General features: G+C 73.4%; 15 protein-coding genes. 4 read left to right on the plus strand and 11 right to left on the minus strand.

Translation table 11 applies throughout. The features are described from left to right. Window positions 1-5 precede the first annotated feature (5 nt). The 3 genes from OG357_RS08760 to OG357_RS08770 all read right to left on the minus strand — a co-directional run bounded on the left by OG357_RS08760 (window position 6) and on the right by OG357_RS08770 (window position 3,570). Window positions 6-1,310 carry an SAV2148 family HEPN domain-containing protein gene (locus tag OG357_RS08760; RefSeq protein ID WP_329620620.1) on the minus strand — a complete coding sequence of 435 codons (1,305 nt, stop codon included), beginning with the start codon at window positions 1,308-1,310 and terminating at the stop codon, window positions 6-8. 110 nt (window positions 1,311-1,420) lie between these two features. Next, complete coding sequence (locus tag OG357_RS08765; RefSeq protein ID WP_329620621.1) at window positions 1,421-2,752, minus strand: copper amine oxidase; 1,332 nt, start codon at window positions 2,750-2,752, stop codon at window positions 1,421-1,423. Between the two features lie 59 nt (window positions 2,753-2,811). Further along, window positions 2,812-3,570, minus strand: coding sequence for a Tat pathway signal sequence domain protein (locus OG357_RS08770; protein ID WP_329620622.1), 759 nt, complete (start codon window positions 3,568-3,570; stop codon window positions 2,812-2,814). A 270-nt stretch (window positions 3,571-3,840) separates the two neighbouring features. On the opposite strand from OG357_RS08770, the gene glgX reads away from it, so the two are divergent. Next, on the plus strand, window positions 3,841-5,961 hold the full coding sequence (glgX, locus tag OG357_RS08775; RefSeq protein ID WP_329620623.1) for a glycogen debranching protein GlgX: 2,121 nt from the start codon (window positions 3,841-3,843) through the stop codon (window positions 5,959-5,961). Here the strand turns inward: glgX and OG357_RS08780 are convergent. After that, the gene (locus tag OG357_RS08780) at window positions 5,930-7,147 is read right to left on the minus strand and encodes an MFS transporter (RefSeq protein ID WP_329625529.1); all 1,218 of its coding nucleotides are present in this window, start codon (window positions 7,145-7,147) and stop codon (window positions 5,930-5,932) included. The genes glgX and OG357_RS08780 overlap by 32 nt on opposite strands. A gap of 90 nt (window positions 7,148-7,237) precedes the next feature. Here OG357_RS08780 and treY point away from each other — a divergent pair, with 90 nt between their 5' ends. Continuing rightward, window positions 7,238-9,619, plus strand: coding sequence for a malto-oligosyltrehalose synthase (treY, locus tag OG357_RS08785; protein ID WP_329620624.1), 2,382 nt, complete (start codon window positions 7,238-7,240; stop codon window positions 9,617-9,619). A gap of 89 nt (window positions 9,620-9,708) precedes the next feature. Here the strand turns inward: treY and OG357_RS08790 are convergent, their stop codons facing one another. From OG357_RS08790 to OG357_RS08800, 3 genes are all read right to left on the minus strand, one after another. Further along, entirely contained in the window at window positions 9,709-10,203 is a 495-nt protein-coding gene (locus tag OG357_RS08790) for a hypothetical protein (protein WP_329620625.1), read from the minus strand. 96 nt (window positions 10,204-10,299) lie between these two features. Further along, window positions 10,300-11,466 carry a cytochrome P450 gene (locus OG357_RS08795; RefSeq protein WP_329620626.1) on the minus strand — a complete coding sequence of 389 codons (1,167 nt, stop codon included), beginning with the start codon at window positions 11,464-11,466 and terminating at the stop codon, window positions 10,300-10,302. Between the two features lie 131 nt (window positions 11,467-11,597). Next, window positions 11,598-12,146 carry a DUF1707 and FHA domain-containing protein gene (locus tag OG357_RS08800; protein WP_329620627.1) on the minus strand — a complete coding sequence of 183 codons (549 nt, stop codon included), beginning with the start codon at window positions 12,144-12,146 and terminating at the stop codon, window positions 11,598-11,600. A gap of 178 nt (window positions 12,147-12,324) precedes the next feature. Here OG357_RS08800 and OG357_RS08805 point away from each other — a divergent pair, with 178 nt between their 5' ends. Continuing rightward, window positions 12,325-13,290, plus strand: a complete 966-nt coding sequence (locus OG357_RS08805) for a GNAT family N-acetyltransferase (RefSeq protein ID WP_329620628.1) — start codon at window positions 12,325-12,327, stop codon at window positions 13,288-13,290. Between the two features lie 61 nt (window positions 13,291-13,351). Beyond that, window positions 13,352-15,103 (plus strand): malto-oligosyltrehalose trehalohydrolase, encoded by a 1,752-nt coding sequence (gene treZ, locus OG357_RS08810; protein ID WP_329625530.1) that lies wholly within the window; start codon window positions 13,352-13,354, stop codon window positions 15,101-15,103. 15 nt (window positions 15,104-15,118) lie between these two features. On the opposite strand, the gene OG357_RS08815 is transcribed toward treZ, so the two are convergent. The 4 genes from OG357_RS08815 to OG357_RS08830 form a co-directional block, all read right to left on the minus strand. Then, a complete protein-coding gene (locus OG357_RS08815; RefSeq protein WP_329625531.1) occupies window positions 15,119-16,267 on the minus strand; it encodes an aminopeptidase P family protein in 1,149 nt (382 codons plus the stop codon). A 124-nt stretch (window positions 16,268-16,391) separates the two neighbouring features. Then, entirely contained in the window at window positions 16,392-17,351 is a 960-nt protein-coding gene (locus OG357_RS08820; protein WP_329620629.1) for a hypothetical protein, read from the minus strand. A gap of 57 nt (window positions 17,352-17,408) precedes the next feature. After that, entirely contained in the window at window positions 17,409-18,299 is an 891-nt protein-coding gene (locus OG357_RS08825; protein ID WP_329620630.1) for a LysR family transcriptional regulator, read from the minus strand. 9 nt (window positions 18,300-18,308) lie between these two features. After that, a complete protein-coding gene (locus OG357_RS08830) occupies window positions 18,309-18,836 on the minus strand; it encodes a tetratricopeptide repeat protein (RefSeq protein WP_329620631.1) in 528 nt (175 codons plus the stop codon). Window positions 18,837-18,889 lie beyond the last annotated feature (53 nt).

The raw sequence follows: 18,889 nt of genomic DNA on the forward strand, positions 1-18,889 counted from the left end.
ACCGGTCAGGAAACCGGCCGGGAGTCGAGCCACACCGACTCGAATTCCTCCCGATATGTCTCGAAAAGTCCGTGTTCGCCGTCGCCGCTCTGCTGGCCGTGGCGCACCACGCTCCGGCCGCCGCCGCGCAGGACGAGGACCGGGGCCTCCATGCCGCGGGCCTTGCGCAGATAGGACTGCACGACGCCCACGCCGTCCGGGCCGTCGCCGTCCACCAGGTACGCGGTGAAGCGGGGCGTCTCGTCGAAGACGTGGATCTGGAAGGCGCCCGGGTCGCGCAGCTTCGACCGCACCCGGCGCATGTGCAGGATGTTCATCTCGACCGAGCGGCTGAGCTCGCCCTTCTTGAGGCCGAGTTCCCGCTCGCGCCGCTTGACGGCGCTGCTCGCCGGGTTGAGGAAGAGCAGCCGCGTCCGGCAGCCGGACTCGGCGAGCCGGACCATGCGGCGCCCGGAGAAGTTCTGCACGAGCAGATTCAGGCCTATGCCGGTGGCGTCGAGCCGGCGGGCCCCGCCGAAGAGGTCCTCGGCGGGCAGCTGCCGCTGGAGGCGGACCCGGTCGGGATGGACGGAGACCACGTCCGCGTACCGGTCGCCGACGAGGTCCTCGACCGCGTCCACGGGCAGCCGGTCGGCGGACGGCACCCCGGCCCCGCTGCCGAGGATCTCCAGGAGCCTCGCCGACGCCCGCTCGGACTGGGCGAGCACGGTCAGCGAGAGCGCCCGGTTGCGGGAGACGACGTTGCGCGTGACCTCCAGCTCGTCCAGGGCGAGTTCGACCTCGCGCCGGTCGTCGAAGTAGGGCTCGAAGCAGGGCCAGTGCTGCACCATCAGCTCGCGCAGCTGCGGCAGCGTGAGGAAGCTCAGCACGTTGTCGTCGGCCGGGTCGAGCAGATAGCCCTTGCGCCGCGACACCTCGCGCACGGCGACGGCCCGCTGCACCCACTCCTGGCCGGCGGGACCGGCCGCGGCCACGACCCACTCCTCGCCGTGCACGGGTTCGTACACGGGCCGCAGGACGGCCGCGACTACGGCCCGCAGCCGCTGCTCGACCAGGTTCAGCCAGATGTAGGCGCGCCCGGCGCGCTGCGCGCGGGTGCGCACCTCGCCCCAGGCCTCGGCGCCCCAGTCGAGTTCCGCCCCGATCTCCACCGGCCGGGCGACGGAGACCGTACCGGGCGGGACGACCGTCCCCGGCGGGACCGCCGCTCCGGGCGGGACGACCGCACCGGGCGGCACCTCGGCGGGGCCGGCCGGGCCCCCCTCGCGACCCGCGTCACCTGGGGGCAGCTCCAGACCTCCCGAGCTCACCCGCGCACCGCCTTCTGCTCCTGGAAGCCCGTTTCGACCAATCCGACAACGATCAAGGAAGGGTACTCCGCGAGCGGGAGGCGGTGCAGCAGGATCGCCAGGCTGCTTCCTCAACTCCCCAGATCGGGCTGCCCGTTCTGGGAGGCGAGATCGGACGGAGTGAGCGGATTCATAGCGGTTACGTCCCGGGGCGCGAGCTGGAAGCCCTGCCAGTGGACCGGCATCGGCTGCTGGTCCTCGTCCCGGGCGACGTGGTGGAACCCGATGTTGACCCACACGGACGGTTTGGTCAGAGTCTCACCGTTGACCCATTTGTCCACGCTGTCCCCGGCGTTGGTCCCGCAGTTCCCGGTGTTGTTGCTCGCGAACTGCTCGCAGGCCCGTGACTGGGTGAAGTACACGTCGTGCTTGGTGAAGCCGCGGCCGGCGTGGGTGTCGGTGTGGCCGGGCACGATCTCGTACGAGCGGGCGTGGCCGTCGGCGTTCTTCCCGGTGCCGCTGACCACCCGCCACCAGCGCATGTTCTTCGCGTCGCCGGCGAGCTCCTTGGTGACGACGGTGCGCTTCGTCTTCACGGTCGGTCCGCCGCCGTTGGCGGGCGGCGCGGTGACGGTGGAGTCGAACTGCTCGATCCGGTCCTTGGTGGAGCCGTCGAGGCCGAAGTCGAGCTTCCAGAAGACGTTGTGGGCGTGGCTGGTGGCGTAGGCGCGGGCGCCCTTGCCGATGGGCCAGCCGCGGCCGTCGGTGGCGTTGTAGTCGACGGGCGAGAGGCTGCCGGTGGCCCCGACGTTGGCGCCGATGGTGCCGTCGGCGGAGAACCGCCACTCGGAGATGTACTCGTACCAGCCGACCTTGTTCACGGTGTAGACGAGCAGGTCCTTGCCCTGCACCTGGTACACCTGGCCACCGGCGCCGTCGGCGGCCATGCGGTACGCGTGGCCCCGCGCCCTGGTCGTGGTGCACAGGCCCTTGACCTGGCCGACCTCGGGCACCTTGACGGTGGAGATGGTGCCGCCGGGGCACTCGGCGGGCTTGAGGTTCTGCAGGCCCCAGCCGAAGCCGGCGCCGGTGAGGTCGTCGTACTCGGCGGCGCCGTCGTCGTACGGCACGTGGATCTGGGCGAGCCGGGCGCTGGTGAGGACCTTGATGGGCGCGCCGCCGGGCGGCTGGTAGGTGACGCGGTCGAGCGTGAGGCCGGCGTCGGTGTTGTAACGCCAGCACATGTTCCAGACGGCGCCGCCTTCGAGCTTCTGCGTGATGCGGTACGCGGCGGAGCAGTCGGGCTGGGCGGGCGGGCGCGGTGCGGCCGTCGGCAGCGGCGGGGCCGGCGCGCGGGGCGCGGCGGTCGCGGGTCCCGCGGCGGCCGAGGCGGTGCCGAGCAGGACGGCCGCGGTCAGGACGGCGCCCCTCCGGCGGGTGCGCGTGGTGCGCTGGGTGGACATGGGAACGTACTCCCTCGTACGGAGATGTCTGGGAACGCGGGAACCGGGTGCGGCGGTGGTCAGCCGACGCGCGTGACGGTCCTCGCGGAGAGGTCGACGATGAGGTTCCGGGTGTTGATCCAGGCCCCGTTGAGGACCTTGGTGACGAGGCGTACGCACCGGTGCTCGCCGCAGTCGGCGAGCTGCGCGGGCACGTTCGCCTCGCGGTAGGGGCGGTAGACGTCGCCGTTGAACCACAGCTGCCCGGTGGAGGTGAGCTGCTTGCCCGTGGCGTCCTTGTAGTCCTCCTTGACGCCCTTGCCGAGCGGGCTCGCGAGGATCAGCTCCAGGGCCTCGCGCAGCTCCTCGGGGTGGGCGGAGGGCTGGACCCCGCGCTGCGCCGCGGACCTCTCGACCTTGCCCGTGCCGAGGTTGACGGTCCGGGTGACGAGCTCGTCCTTCGCGTAGTCGTAGAACCGGACCTCGGCGCGGCGCGTGCCGTCCCCGGGCAGCGGGTCGGCGAGCAGGGTGCCCAGGTGCTGCGGGCCCCGTCCGCCCTCGACGTTCTGCTGGGCGGCGGCGGCCGGCGGGGTCAGCGCCAGTCCCTCGGCCCTCGCGAGCTCGTCGTCGGTGAGCGGGTCGGAGCCGATGCCCTTCTCCCCCTCGGTCGCGGCCGGGGCCACGGTCGCCGGCGGCGGCGCGGCACCCTGCCCCTGCCCCTGCCCCTGGCCCTGCGCCTGCGCCTGTGCCCCGACGCCGGACTCCGCCGCGCCGGCGCCGTCCGCGTCCCCACTTCCTCCACCCACACCAGCCGTACCGCCGAGCGTGGTACCACCCACAGGCCTGGGCGCACCTTCCTCTGCCGCTGAAACCCCCGGGAGGCTGATCGCGACCGCGACGGCGGTTCCCGTCACCGCCATGGCCGCTCCGGCCACCACCTTCCCCAGGTGGCGGCGCGCTATTTCGTACACACTTCCCCCTCTTTCCCCCTCTTGATGTGCGGTCACCCGGTAGGACGGGGCGAAGTCCTAGGAGGTTGCCCCTCTTTCGGGCAGGATCTGGCCGAAGAACACCCCCTAAACCCGGACAGAAGAGGAAGAGTCGAATCCATGCAAGTCTGGCCGGGACAGGCGTATCCCCTGGGCGCCACCTATGACGGAGCGGGAACCAACTTCGCGGTCTTCTCGGAGGCCGCCCACAGGATCGAGCTGTGTCTGCTCCACGACGACGGCTCGGAGACGGCGGTGGAGCTGCGCGAGACGGACGCCTTCGTCCGGCACGCCTACCTGCCGGGCGTGATGCCCGGCCAGCGGTACGGCTTCCGGGTCCACGGCCCGTACGCCCCCGAGCGCGGGCTCCGCTGCAACGCCGCCAAGCTGCTCCTCGATCCCTACGCGCGGGCGGTGTCCGGGCAGGTCAAGTGGGGCGAGGCGGTGTACGGCTACCCGTTCGGGCGGCCGGACGCGCGCAACGACCTCGACTCCGCCCCGGACACGATGACCTCGGTCGTGGTCAATCCGTACTTCGACTGGGGCGACGACCGGCGCCCGCGCACCGAGTACCACCACACCGTGATCTACGAGGCCCATGTGAAGGGCCTGACGATGCTCCACCCGGACCTGCCGGAGGAGCTGCGCGGTACGTACGCGGGTCTCGCGCACCCGGCGGTGATCGGCCACCTGAAGCAACTCGGCGTCACCGCGCTGGAACTGATGCCCGTTCACCAGTTCGTGAACGACCACCGCCTGGTGGACGCGGGCCTGTCGAACTACTGGGGCTACAACACGATCGGCTTCTTCGCCCCGCACAACGCCTACGCGTCCTGGGGCGACCGGGGCCAGCAGGTCCTGGAGTTCAAGTCGGCGGTCCGGGCCCTGCACCAGGCGGGCATCGAGGTCATCCTCGACGTGGTCTACAACCACACCGCCGAGGGCAACCACCTGGGCCCGACGCTCTCCTTCCGGGGCCTGGACAACCCCTCGTACTACCGGCTCTCGAACGACCCCCGGTACTACACGGACACGACGGGCACCGGGAACTCGCTGCTCATGCGCTCCCCGCACGTCCTCCAGATGATCATGGACAGCCTGCGGTACTGGGTGACCGAGATGCACGTGGACGGCTTCCGCTTCGACCTGGCGGCCACCCTGGCCCGGCAGTTCCACGAGGTGGACCGGCTGTCCTCGTTCTTCGACCTCGTCCAGCAGGACCCGGTGGTGAGCCAGGTGAAGCTGATCGCCGAGCCGTGGGACGTGGGCGAGGGCGGTTACCAGGTGGGCAACTTCCCGCCGCTGTGGACCGAGTGGAACGGCAAGTACCGGGACTGCGTACGGGACCTGTGGCGGGGCGAGCCCCGTACGCTCGCCGAGTTCGCCTCCCGCCTGACGGGCTCGTCCGACCTCTACCAGGACGACGGGCGCCGCCCGCTCGCCTCGGTCAACTTCGTGACCTGCCACGACGGTTTCACGCTGCGCGACCTCGTCTCGTACAACGAGAAGCACAACGAGGCGAACGGCGAGGGCAATCGGGACGGCGAGAGCTACAACCGCTCGTGGAACTGCGGCGAGGAGGGCGACACCGAGGACGTCGGGATCACCGAGCTGCGCGCCCGCCAGATGCGCAACTTCCTCGCCACGCTGATGCTGTCGCAGGGTGTGCCGATGCTGAGCCACGGCGACGAGTTCGGGCGGACGCAGGGCGGCAACAACAACGCGTACTGCCAGGACAACGAGGTGTCCTGGGTGCGGTGGCCGAAGGCCAACAGCGAGGCGGAGGCCACGCTCCTGCGCTTCACCCGGTCGATGGTGCGGCTGCGGCGGGAGCATCCGGTCTTCCGGCGGCGCCGCTTCTTCCACGGGCGGCCGGTGGAGGGCACCCACGACGAGCTCACCGACATCGCGTGGTTCACCCCCGAGGGCGAGGAGATGACGTCGAGGGACTGGCAGGCCGCGCACGCCCAGGCGTTGACGGTCTTCCTCAACGGCAACGCCATCTCGGAGCCGGGGACGCAGGGCGAGCGGATCGCCGACGACTCCTTCCTGCTGATGTTCAACGCCTCGGCGAAGGAGCTGGAGTTCGTGGTGCCGGACAGCCACGGCCGGTACTGGCGGATGGTCGTGGACACCTCCGACCCGGAGGGCATGCCGCCGCAGGAGGGTCCGGAGCTGGCGGGCGGCGAGCGGGTGACGCTCGCGCCGCTCAGTCTGACCGTGCTGCGACGGCCGGCCTGACCTCCCGTACGGGAGGCGTCACCCGCACCGTCCAGGACAGCAGCGCGCAGGCCACGGCCGCCCCCACCGCCACCGCGAAGGCGGCGGGGGCGCCGTGGCCCTCGGCGAGGCGCCCCGAGACGGCGAGGGCGAGGGCCTGGCCGCCGACGATCCCGCTGGTGAGGAAGGCCATGGACTCGGCGAGCCGGGCGGCCGGCACGGTCCGCTCGGTGAGCCCGAAGACCGTGATCAGGTGCGGGGCGTAGGCGGCGCCGAGGACGACCACGACCGCGTACAGCGCGCCGAGGGAGCCGACGAAGAGCAGCGGCACGGAGAGGACGACGAGCCCGGCGGTGGCGGCGCGCCAGCGCGTGGTGAGCCCGATGCGGGCGGGCAGGGCGGCGAGGGAGAGGCCGACGGCGGCGCTCATCACGCCCATCGCCGCGTAGACGAGCCCCGCCTGCGCGGGCGCGCCGAGCTCCTCGGTGAGCGCGGTGATGCCGGCCTGGGAGGCGCCGAACATCGCGCCCTGGAGGACCATCGTGCCGCGCAGCGCGTACGCGGACCGGGGCAGTCGCGCCCGCTCGGCCGCGTCCGTTCGGGTGGCCGTCGTGGCGGTCGTACGGGCCGTGGGGTGCAGGGCGAAGGCGGAGCCGCAGACGGCGAGCAGGAGCGCGGCCACGAGGAGCGCGGCGGCGGGGTGGGCGAGGGCGGCGGCGAGGCCGACGAAGGCCGGGCCGAGGACGAAGGACACCTCGTCGAGGGTGCCCTCGAAGGAGAGCACCGCGCCGACGAGCCGGTCGTCCGCGCCGGAGCGGCGGGCGAGGGCCACCGAGCGGGTCCGGGCGAGCGGCCCGATCTGGGGGACGGTGGCCCCGGCGAGCGCGCCGAGCAGCATCAGCCAGCCGGTGGCCGCGTGGGCGAGCGCGGCGAGGACGAGGGCGGTGACGGCGACCGCGTTGGCGAAGGAGGCGGCGAGGACGACGCCCCGCTGGCCGTGCCGGTCGGCGAGGCGGCCGATGACGGGTCCGGCGACGGTCTGTCCGGCCGCGAGCGCGCCGCCCGCGAGGCCGGCCGTGGCGAGCGAACCGCTGGTCTCGGCGACCAGGAGCAGGCTGCCGAGCTGGCACATGGCCGTGGGCAGCCGGCCGAGGAAGGAGACGACCGGCAGGACCGGCCCGAGCAGCGAGAACGTGTCGCGATACATCCGGAGCATCACTGGAACGTAACGCGATGCACTCGAACGGGTGCATGGGGCGATGACACAGAAGCCCTCGCGCGGGGTACGTACGTTCGCATGACCTCCCTCCCGTCCTTTTCCTCCCGCACGGCCCCCTCCTCCTCGCCGACCGGTTCCGCCCTCCCGGCCGCCACCTACCGGCTCCAGCTCCAGCCGGATTTCCCGTTCGCCGCCGCTGAGCGGGCCGTGCCGCATCTCGCCGGGCTCGGGGTCTCGCACCTCCACCTCTCCCCCGTCCTGGAGGCGGTGCCCGGCTCGACCCACGGCTACGACGTCACCGACCACCGGTCCGTACGGGCCGAGCTGGGCGGCGAGGAGGGGCTGCGAGCCCTGGCCGCGACCGCGCGGGCCCACGGTCTCGGCCTCGTCGTGGACCTGGTCCCCAACCACATGGCGGCCTCCCCCCGGCACAACCACGCGCTGCGGTCGGTGCTCCGCGAGGGCCCGGACTCGCCGTACGCCCGCTGGTTCGACGTCGACTGGAGCGCCGGGGACGGCAGGCTGCTGCTGCCGGTGCTGCCCGCGCGGCTTCCCGAGGTACGGGACCGGCTGCGGGTCTCGGACGGGGCGCTGCACCTCGACGACCAGGAGTTCCCGCTGCGGGCCGGTACGGAGGGGCTGCCGCTCGACGAGCTGCTCGACGCCCAGTGGTACCGGCTCGGCTGGTGGAGGCTGGCCCGCACCGAGCTCAACTACCGCCGCTTCTTCACCATTTCGGAGCTCATCGGGGTGCGGGTGGAGGACCCCGGGGTGTTCGCGGCGACCCACGCGAAGATCGTGGAGCTGGTGGCGGACGGGGTGGTCGAGGGGCTGCGCATCGACCACCCGGACGGGCTCGCCGACCCGCAGGGGTACTTGGAGGACCTGGCGGCGGCGACCGGCGGGCGCTGCTGGACGGTGGTGGAGAAGATCCTCACGGGAGCGGAGACCCTGCCCGCCGCCTGGCCCGTCGCGGGCACCACCGGCTACGACGCGCTGCGGCAGATCGAGGGGGTCCTCACGGATCCGATCGGATCCGACGAACTGGCCGACGTGTACCGGGAGTTCACCCACAGCGCCGGGGACCGGGGCGGCCACTGGGAGGCGACCGCGCGGCGCGCCGCGTACGAGGTGGTGACGCACGACCTGGCCGCCGAGACGGCCGCGCTGACCCGGCTCGCGGAGCGGATCTGCACGGCCGACCCGGCACTGCGGGACCACGCGCCCTGGGCCCTGCGGACCGCGGTCCGGGAGCTGCTCGTCCGGGTGCCGGTCTACCGGACCTACCGGACGGGCGGCGAGGAGGTCCTGACCCCGGCGGCGGCGCGGGGCGCGAAGGCCGCGTTCGCCGTGCCGGAGGAGGCCTCGGCCGTCGACCTCGTACGGGAGTTGGCGCTCGGCTCGCGGGGGGACGGTCCGGAACACCGGGCGTTCCGCGCCCGGTTCGCGCAGACCTCCTCGGCTCTGCGGGCCAAGTCCGTGGAGGACACGGCCTTCTACCGGTACACGCCGCTGCTCTCGGCGAACGAGGTGGGCGGCGACGCGGGACGTCCGGCGGTGTCGGCCGACGAGTTCCACGCGTACTGCCTGCGGATCGCCCGGGACTGGCCGGCCACCGGGACCGTGCTGTCCACGCACGACACCAAGCGCAGCGCGGACGTGCGGGCCGCGATCGCGGTGCTCGCGCAGTGCCCGGAGGTGTGGGCGGCGCTCCTGACCGAGGTCGCGGGGGTTCCCGCGCCCGATCCGCACCTCGCGTGGACGGCCTGGCAGACGGCCTTCGGCTTCGGCGCGCCGGACGCGGACCGGCTCGGGCCCGCGGTCCTCAAGTCCGTACGGGAGGCGGGTCTTCGGACCAGCTGGACCGAGCCGGACACGGCGTACGAGCGGGCGGTGACCGAGTTCACGGCGGCGGGGCCCGGCCGGATCCCGCTGCGGTCGGCCTCGGAGGCGGCCTTCGCGCTGGAGCCGCACATCCGGGCCCACGCGCTCGGCGCGGCCCTCGTCCAGCTGACGATGCCGGGGGTGCCGGAGCTGTACCAGAACACGGAGCGGGAGTACCGGGCGCTCGTCGACCCGGACAACAGGGCCCCGTTCGCGATCGGCCCGGACGACGACAGGACGGCCCTGGTCCGGGCGGCGCTGCGGCTGCGCCGGGAGCGCCCGGAGGCCTTCGGCGCCACGGGCACGTACATCCCGCTGACGGCCGAGGGCCCGGCCGCCGCGCACTGCCTGGCCTTCGCCCGCTCCGGCGAGGTGATCACCGCCGTGACCCGGCTCTCGCTGCGCCTCGCGGAGGCGGGCGGCTGGCAGGACACCGAGCTGGTACTTCCGGACGGCCACTGGGCCGATGTCCTGGACGGCGTAAGGGAGTTCACCGGCGGCCCGGCGACGGAGCTGAAGCTCGCGGAGCTCTTCGCGGACCGGCCTGTGGCGATGCTCGCCCGGTTGGACGGCTGAGGCCTGTCCGGCGGACCGCGGCCCCGGCCATGATCCGCCGGACAGGCCCTGAGGGCTCCCGGGGACGGGCCCCGGGAGCGGCAGGTCGATCAGAAGCGGGAGGCTCGCGTGACCTCGCACTCGGTGTACTCGGAGCCGTCGCCGGTTCCGATGTACGGGGTGGTCACCTCGGCGCTCACGGAGGCGCCCGCCGCGACCGCGATACCGGTCTTGAGCGCGGTCGCCGGGAGGACACTGCCGCCCGCGACACCCTTGAACTTCATGGTGACGTTGTAGTCGTAGTCCATCGAGCCGTCGTTCTTGACGGTGATCCGGGCGACGAGGTTCTTGGTCGCCTGGTCGTACTTGCACTCGTTGATGATCACGTCGCGGATCGCCTTGTCGGCGCTGCTGGAGCCGCCGGGCAGGGAGCCGCCGGAGGTGCTGCCGTTGTCGTTGTGGTCGCTGCCGCCGGAACTGCTGGAGCTGCCGCTGCTGCCGCTGCTGCTGTTGTCACAGCCGCCGCCGCCGGAACCGCGGGCACCGGTCAGGGCGACGACCGCGACGGCGGCGACAGCGATGGCGCGGACATGACGCATCTTCATGTTTCAATCCCCGTTGAAAGTGGCAAGAAAGAGGGGCTCTTTGACGAGCGCACGTCACCCTAGCAGCGGTGGCGGACCCCTCGTCCAAGCCCCGGATCAGCCTCCCGGGCGGACGATCAGGCTGCGCGGGGCACGGGTGATGAGGCCGGTGGCGGCGGGACGGAAGCCGTCGGCGAGGCGTAGCCGGGGCATCGCCGTGAAGAGCGCGCGCAGGGCGTACTCGGCCTCCAGGCCGGCGAGCAGGACGGCGGGGCAGAAGCCGCTGCCGTAGGTGAGCTGGCCCGGGTCGTCGCGGAACGGGTCGAAGCGCTCGGGCTCGCGGAAGCGTTCCGGGTCCCGGCCGGCGGAGCCGACGAGCAGGGCGACGGACGCGCCCGCCGGGATGAGGCCGCCGCTGACCCGGACCTCGGAGCGGGTGCGGCGTACGGCGATCTGCACGGGCGGGTCGCGGCGCAGCGACTCGGCCCAGGCGCGGGCGGTCAGCCCGGTGGGGGCGTCGCGGAGGGCGGCGACCTGGTCGGGGTCGGCGAGGACGTTGCCGAGGAAGGAGGCGAGGGCCTTCTCCCGTACGGCGATCTGGCCGCCGCATTCGCCGGCGAGCGCCCCGGCCGCCCGGCCGCGCACGAGCCGCATCATGTCGCGGTAGGGCACGCCGACGGCGGCGGCGACGGTCCCTGCGGGCAGCCAGTGGCAGAAGTCGGCGACGAGGTCGGCCTGCGGGCGTTCGGCGATGCGGCGGGCGAGGACGTACGCCGTGCGTTCGGTGACGTTCCTCAACTCGGCCATGTCGACGTCGACATGTGCCCGCGAGCAGGGTGGGTCGCCCGGCCGGTGCCCGTGGGTGAACCGGGTGTCGGTGAGGGCGGCGGCGACGTCCGCGTACCGGCTGAGGACCCAGGCGCGCAGCAGTGGGTCGTACGTGAGCGGGAACTGTTCCCGCAGGGTCCGGTGGATCGCGTGCGGGTCGTGGGTGGCGCCGGGGTCGAGGGGGCTCGGTGCGACGGTCCGCCCGGTGGGCGCGAAGGGTTCGGCGAGTCCGGCGGGCCCCACGGGACCGGTGGCCGTCGGGTCGGCGGCGGTCCGCACCCGGCCCGGGAAGGCGGTGCCCCGGAGCGCGGTCGCGCCGGGCTCGACGGTCGGGATCGCGGCGGAGACCGTGCCCGGTGCCATCGACGGCAGTCTCGTCCAGGGGTCCCCGGACTCCTCCGGCCGGTCGTTCCGTGTGCCGCGGTCCGGTATGCCGCGGGTCGGCTCGTCGCTCATCGCGCCCCCTGTCGATCGGCGGTGGGTGCCGCGGCCGGAGAATCGTGGCGCGCGTCTCCCCACCCCATCACCGGGCGGCCCGCACGGCGCGTCACGTACCGCCGAACGGGTGATGGGCGGGGGCGGGCGGTTCAGCCGTGGGAGAGCCGGAACGACATCTGGCCGAAGCCGATCACGTCTCCGGGCCGTACGACCACCGCGCCGGAGACCCGGCGCCCGTTGACGGTCGTCCCGTTCGTCGAGCCGAGGTCGCGCAGCACCCACATCCCGCTCTGCAGCGAGAGCTCGGCGTGCAGCCGGGAGGCGGTCTCGTGGCTGAGCCGCAGGCCGTTCACCGGGTCGCGGCCGATCCGCAGCGGGTGCGGGCCGGGGAGCGGGAGCAGCAGCTTCGGCAGCCGCTCCGCGCGCCAGGCGCGCCCGATCCGCACCGTGAACGCCGACATCCGCTCGACCGCGCCGACGACCCGCCGGGTCCAGGTGCCCTCGGTCCGCAGGTCGGCGACGAGCAGGTCGAGCTCGTCCGACCGGCGGGCCTGGAGCGCGCGCTCCATCCGGTAGACGAAAGTGTCGTGCGAGAGGCGTCCCTGAGCGGCGCCCTCACGGAGCAGCCCGAGCGCACGGTCCCGCTCGGCGTCGGTCAGCCGAGGGGTGTTCGCCGGAAGCTCGAAGGGGGTCGTCACACCCGTGATTGTCGGCCCGGCAGGCCCGAAGTGTCCAGAAGGGCCCCCGACCTGGGAACTCCGTACCGGCCTGACAAGATCGCTGCTACGGTCTGCGGTCTCCACATCAGAGATCCCCAGGGGGAAACACGACGTGACCGCGTCTTCTTCTACCACTTCCGTTGCGCAGGCCGCCGGTGTGGCGAACCTCGTCATACGTCCGCTCGCGGGACCCGAGGAACTGGACCTGTTCCTCCGTCTCACGTACTCGCTCGACCACGAGCTCGCCGACGACCTCGCCACCGGCCGCCGCCTCCCCGCGTGGATGTGGGTGGCGCTGGACGGCGACCGGCTCCTCGGCCGGATCGCCTGGTGGACGAACAAGGAGGGCGCCGAGCCGCTGGCGCTCGACTTCTTCGACCTCGCCCCGGAGCTGACGGATGAGGAGCGCGCGGACATCGGCCTGCGGCTCCTGGAGACGGCGATGGCCTCGGTCGTCCCGGCGGGCACGCAGCGCCCCGAGTTCGGCCGGTTCATGCCGGCGGACTGGCGCGAGGTCCCGGAGACCCGGTCCGTCCTGGAGTCCCTGTTCGCGGTACTGGAGCGGACGGACGCCCGTCCGCTGGTCGAGCGGTTCCGGCTGGAGTGGCAGCCCGGCACGCCCGTACCGGAGCCGAAGGGCCGCCTGGAGTTCCGTCCGGTGCGGGACCGCGAGGATCTGATCGCGCTGATGACGCCCGTCATGGAGGGCACGCTCGACGCGCACGGCCAGGCCGACCTGGCGACCGGGCTCTCGGCCCGGGAGGCGGCCGAACTGCACTACGACGAAGAGCTCGCGCACTACACCTCGCCCCAGGAGTGGTGGCAGGTCGCGCAGCTGCCGGAGAGCGGCGAGCCGGTCGGCTTCGTGATCCCCGCGCGGAACAACTACCACCACACCATCGCCTACATCGGCGTGCTGCCCGCCCACCGCGGGCACGGCTACATCGACGACATCCTGGCGGAGGGCACCCGGATCCTGGCCGCCCAGGACGTGCCCCGGATCAGGGCGGCGACGGACCTGGGGAACGTCCCGATGGCGGCGTCCTTCGCCCGGGCGGGCTACGTCAACTTCGAGCGCGCGATCAACTACGTGTGGGACGCGCCGGGCGCGTCGGAGTCCTGACTGCCAGGATGGACGGGGTAGTCAGTGGTTGAGTGGCTGGTCCGTCGACGAGGGGATTCCCGTGCTCTTCGAGGTGTGGGCGCCGAGCGCCCGTAACCGGGTGATGCTGGCGCTGAACGGCACCAACCACCCCTTGGAGAGGGACGCCGAACGGGACGGCTGGTGGACCGGTGTCGTACCCGCCGAGGACGGCGACCGGTACGGCTTCGCCCTCGACCACCGGCCCGTCCTGCCGGACCCGCGCTCCCGCCGGCTGCCCGACGGCCCCGACGGCCTGAGCGCGGTCGTCGACCACTCCTCGTACGTCTGGCGGCACGAGTCCCCGCGGCTGCGGCTGCGCAGCGCGGTCCTGTACGAGCTGCACGTCGGCACCTTCACCCCCGAGGGCACGCTCGACGCGGCGACCGCCCGCCTCGGGGAGCTCGCGGGCCTCGGCATCACCCATGTGGAGCTGATGCCGCTGTGCCCGTTCCCCGGGGTGCGGGGCTGGGGGTACGACGGGGTGGCGCCGTGGGCGGTCCACGAGCCGTACGGGGGCCCGGAGGCCCTCAAGCGGTTCGTGGACGCCGCGCACGGTCTCGGCATGGGCGTGGTCCTGGACGTCGTCCACAACCACCTCGGCCCGTCCGGCAACCATCTCCCGTCCTTCGGCCCGTACTTCACGGACACGCACCACACGCCGTGGGGTGCGGCGGTGAACCTGGACGCGCCGGGTTCGGACGAGGTCCGGGCGTACTTCCTGGGGAGCGCGCTGGCGTGGCTGCGGGACTACCGGATCGACGGGCTGCGGCTCGACGCGGTGCACGCGCTCGCCGACACCCGGGCACTGACCTTCCTCGAAGAACTCTCCTCTGCCGTGGACGAGTTGGCGAAGGAGCAGGCCCGCCAGCACTTCCTGATCGCCGAGTCCGACCTCGCCGACCCGCGCACCACGACCCCGCGCACGCTCGGCGGCCTCGGCGTCCACGCCCAGTGGAACGACGACTTCCATCATTCCCTGCACACGGCGCTGACCGGTGAATCCCAGGGCTACTACGGCGACTTCGCGCGAGCCCCGATCGCGGCGCTCACCAAGACGCTCACGCACGTCTTCTTCCACGACGGTACGTACTCGACGTTCCGGGGCCGCCGCCACGGCCGCCCGGTGGACCGGGAGCGCACGCCCGCGCACCGCTTCCTGGGGTACGCCCAGACCCACGACCAGATCGGCAACAGGGCCCTGGGTGACCGCCTTTCGGCCTCCCTCTCCCCCGGTCTGCTCGCCTGCGCGGCGACCCTCGTCCTGACCGGCCCCTCCGTGCCGATGCTGTTCATGGGCGAGGAATGGGGGGCGCACACGCCCTGGCAGTACTTCACCGACCACACCGACCCGGAGCTGGCGGAGGCCGTACGGCGCGGCAGGCGGCGGGAGTTCGCGGAGCACGGCTGGTCCGAGAACGAGGTCCCCGACCCGCAGGACCCCGCCACGCGCGACCGCTCGGTGCTCGACCGCACCGAGCGCGAACGGGACCCCCACAAGCGTCTCCTCGCCTGGCACCGCCAGCTCATCGCCCTCCGCCGCACCCTGCCGGACCTGACGGACCCGGACCTGGCGGGTGTGAAGGTCGCCTTCGACGAGGAGTCCCGCTGGCTGGTCTTCCGCCGGGGCGACCTGCGGGTCGCGGTCAACCTGGGCAAGGAGCCGGCGGTGATCCCCCTCGGCTCGAACGGCCGCGACCGGGTCCTCGCCGCCTGGGACCCGGTCGACGCCCCGGGCGCGGACGGGGTCCTGCGCCTGCCGGGCGAGTCGGCGATCGTCCTGACGGACGGCTGACAGACGCAGGGCGGGCTACTCGACGATCGCCATCTCGTGCGGGGTGTTGTTGAAGCGGTGGCCCTCGCCGTCCTCCGTCGCCGTCACGATGTCCTCGATGCGGACGCCGAAGCGGCCCGGGAGGTAGACGCCCGGTTCGATCGAGAAGCACATGCCGGGGACGATCGGGAGCTCCTCGCCCTCGATCATGTACGGGGGTTCGTGCGTCGTGACGCCGATGCCGTGGCCCGTGCGGTGGATGAAGTACTCGCCGTAGCCGGCGTCCGTGATGACCTTGCGGGCCGCGCGGTCGACCTCCTGGCAGGCCGCTCCCGGGCGGACCGCCTCGAAGCCGGCCTGCTGGGCCTCGCGGACGAGGTCGTGGACGCGCTGCTCCTCGTCGGTCGGTTCGCCGACGTGGACGGTGCGGGTGGTGTCGGAGCCGTAGCCGTGCTTGAGGCCGCCGAAGTCGAGGACGACCATGTCGCCGCGCTCGATCGTCCGGTCGCCCGCCTCGTGGTGCGGATTGGCGCCGTTGGGGCCGGATCCGACGACGGTGAAGTCGACCTGGGAGTGGCCGAAACGCATGAGGAGCGCGGCGAGGTCGGCGGCGACATCGGTCTCCTTGCGGCCGGCGAAGCGGACCTTGAGGATCTCGCCGTACGCCTGGTCGGCGGCGGCTCCCGCTGCCGCGATCCGTGCGAGCTCGTGCGCGTCCTTGACGCCGCGGAGCATGGGCAGGGCCTCGGTGAGGGAGACGTACGACGTGCCGGGCAGGGCCTGCTGGAGACCGAGCAGGTGCATGGCCCAGGCGTTGTCGCTGACGCCGAACCTCCCTCCGACGTCGAGGAGCGGCGCGGTGACCGCGTACGGGTCCTTGCCGTCCGTCCAGTCGCGCAGCGTGAGCGCCGCCGCCCCCGTCGCCTTCTCGGCGTCGGGCGCCTCCAGGGTGGGGACGACGAGGACCGGCTCCTGGCCCGCGGCGAGGACGAGGACGGTGAGCCGTTCGGTGATCGCGGTCGGCTGGTAGCCGGTGAGGTAGACGAGGTCGGGGCCGGGCGCGACGAGTACACCCGCGAGCCCGGCGTCCGCCGCGGACTCGGCCGCTCGGGTCATCCGGGCCCGGTAGTCGTCCGCGGTGAAGGGCACGACCTCTTCGACGGATGCGGGGGGAGTGCTCGGCATGGGGTGCTCCTTCTCGGCGACGGTGGCGAGCGCGGCGGTGGCGGGCGCGGCGGGCAGCGGCGGGCGCCCCTCGGCGCCGGCGCCGTACAGCATCCTGCCCCCGGCCGGGCCCCGACGCGACCGCTCAGCGGCGGTCCGGGCCCTGCGCGATGAGCCGCTCAAGGAGTTCCTGGAAGTCGTCGCCGACGACGATCCGCAGGTCGCCGCGCTCCTCGTCGTGCTCGCTGAGCTGGGTGAGCGTGCCGCCGCGCCACCAGAAGACGTACGGGCTGATGGCGCCCGGCGTGTCCTCGTACCCGGAGGCGGCGAAGGAGGCCATCGCGCCGAGCGCCGGGATGATCGAGGTGTCCCGGATGGGATGGAAGGCGAGCTGGTGACGGAAGGGCAGGGCGACGAGCGCACCGTGCTCGCCGAGCGGCAGGCCGGTGACGCGCTGGGCGACGCCGTCCAGGTCGAGGACGCGGCTCGCGGTGTAGAAGGAGTCGCCGAGGATGATCTCGAAGCACATGCCGTCGGCGTCGCGGACGGTCTCGTGCTCCTCCACGGGCAGCCCGCGCAGATTGCGCAGCGCCCGGTCGCGGAGCTGTGCGTGGTCGCCGAGCCGTTCGAGCGCCTCGTCGGTGAGCATCATGACGCTCTCCGGCAGGTCGAGGGCGAGGACCTCGTAGAGCCCGGGGGCGACGGTCCTCGCGTAGCCGAAGGCGCCGGCGTCGATGCCGTCGCCGCTGACGACCCGGGGGTAGAGCTGGGCGCGGATCTGCTCCGGCCGGAGGGTCTCCAGGGCGGACGGTCCTTCCATCGCCCGGACGACCAGCTCGACATGACGGTGGATCAGCTGCGGCCAGACGCGCGCGCCCCGGCGGTCCTGGTGGCAGACGGCGGCGAGGTTGCCGAGGCCGAACCTGCGCCCCTTGTCGTCGACGACGTGGTCCGCGAAGACCGAGACCTCCAGGCCCAGCTCGGCGAAGGTGGCGCGGACCCGGCCGCGGAAGAGCGCGGCCTCCCGCTCCGAGAAGTACGCGAACTCGGGATCCCTCGGCTCGTCCTCGCCGTCCCGCTTCGGTCCTCGCCGCAGCCAGCCCACGTCAGCCCGCCTTCCGTCGCCCCGTCGCCGTTGCGCACAGGGTAGCGAGTGCATGTGTCAGCTCTTGAGCCGTCGCGCGAACTCGGCAGCCGGACCGGCGGGTTCACCGGTTTCGTCCCCGCCGTGGCCCGGGAGGAGGAGTTCGGTGCGGTGGACGAGCCGGGGTGCGACCAGCGGGACGGCGGCGGTGCCCGGGACACCGGCCGCCACGGGGAGCGGCAGGAGCGCGAGGCCGTGCCCGGCGGCGGCGAGGGCGGCGAGGGTACGGGTGTCGGTGCCCTCGTAGCGCAGGGCCGTACGGAAGCCCCGGCCGGCGGGTCCGGCGTGGACGGCCCGCAGCTGACCGAGGGGGACGCCGGCGGCGGGCGCGTCGAGCCAGCGGGCGTCCACGAGGTCGTCGAGCCGGAGCCCGGTGCGCCCGGCGAGGGGATGGCCGGCGGGCAGGACGACGGCGAGCGGCTCCTCGGCGACGCCGGTCGCGGAGAGCGGGGCGACGTCGGGCAGCCGCAGCGGGTCGCTGGGTGCGGCGATCCCGTCGACGAGTCCCGCGTCGGCCTCGCCGGTGGCGACGGCCTCGGGCACCCGCTCGCGGGGCAGGCCGTGCAGGGTGACCCCGGTGGCAGGAAGGGCGGCGAGGGTACGGGGGTGCAGGGCGAGCGGGGAGGCGGCGACGCTCAGGGTCGTACGGGGCGCGGCGGCGAACCGGCCGAGGTCGGCGCGGGCGGCGTCGAGGCGGAGGAGGAGCGCCCCGGCGTGTTCGAGGAGCCGTTGCCCGGCGGGGGTGGGTGCGACGGGCCGCCGGGTGAGGAGGGGCAGCCCGAGGTCGGTCTCCAGGGCGGCGATGTGCTGGGAGACGGCGGACTGGGTGTAGCCCAGCTCGCACGCGGCCTCCGAGAAGGAGGCGAGGCGGGCGACGGTGACGTACGTACGAAGCAGGTGCGGGTCCACGCAGGCCGCTCAGGAACCGTCGCGCGCGGTGAGCAGAGCACGGGCGTAGTGGGCGAGCGAGCGGTTGTAGCGGGGCAGCAGCGGCGCGAGGGCGCCGAGGGCGAGGGAGGCGGCCTCGCGGTCGCGGCCGGTGTCGGCGAGGGCGAGGGCGAGGAAGGCGTCGACGGCGCCGGAGAGCGCGAGCTCGTCGGCGTCGAGCCGGTCGGCGGGGATGTCGCGCTCGGCGGTGAGGAGTTCGACGCTGCGGTCGGGCCGGCCGAGGTTGCGGAGGCTGCTGGCGAGCTGGACGACGGCCCGGCGGCGGCGCAGCCCGGTGAGGCCGTGGTCGAGGGCGCGCTCGTAGAGGCGGACGGCCTCCACGGGCAGGCCGGTGGAGTCGTGGGCGGCGCCCAGCTCGAACAGGGCCGCGGCGTCGTCGGCGGGCCGCTCGGCGGCGAGTCCGGCGACGAGGGCGCGGAACGCGGCGGGCTCGTGGTCGTCGAGGTGCGTCCAGAGCGCGGCGACGCGGCGGTCCCAGTCCTGATCGGTGGAGGTCATGCGGCCACCCTATCCACGGCCGCATAAGCAAATGTGATGGAGAGTGCAGGAAT

This window comes from Streptomyces sp. NBC_01255 (assembly GCF_036226445.1).
Classification (GTDB): Bacteria; Actinomycetota; Actinomycetes; order Streptomycetales; family Streptomycetaceae; genus Streptomyces.

What these genes read in the sequence shown, in the direction of transcription:
- OG357_RS08780 (WP_329625529.1), bottom strand. Translation starts at nt 7,147, where the DNA reads ATGTATCGCGACACGTTCTCGCTGCTCGGGCCGGTCCTGCCGGTCGTC.
- treY (WP_329620624.1), top strand. Translation starts at nt 7,238, where the DNA reads ATGACCTCCCTCCCGTCCTTTTCCTCCCGCACGGCCCCCTCCTCCTCG.
- OG357_RS08830 (WP_329620631.1), bottom strand. Translation starts at nt 18,836, where the DNA reads ATGACCTCCACCGATCAGGACTGGGACCGCCGCGTCGCCGCGCTCTGG.
- OG357_RS08795 (WP_329620626.1), bottom strand. Translation starts at nt 11,466, where the DNA reads ATGAGCGACGAGCCGACCCGCGGCATACCGGACCGCGGCACACGGAAC.
- OG357_RS08815 (WP_329625531.1), bottom strand. Translation starts at nt 16,267, where the DNA reads ATGCCGAGCACTCCCCCCGCATCCGTCGAAGAGGTCGTGCCCTTCACC.
- OG357_RS08790 (WP_329620625.1), bottom strand. Translation starts at nt 10,203, where the DNA reads ATGAAGATGCGTCATGTCCGCGCCATCGCTGTCGCCGCCGTCGCGGTC.
- OG357_RS08765 (WP_329620621.1), bottom strand. Translation starts at nt 2,752, where the DNA reads ATGTCCACCCAGCGCACCACGCGCACCCGCCGGAGGGGCGCCGTCCTG.
- glgX (WP_329620623.1), top strand. Translation starts at nt 3,841, where the DNA reads ATGCAAGTCTGGCCGGGACAGGCGTATCCCCTGGGCGCCACCTATGAC.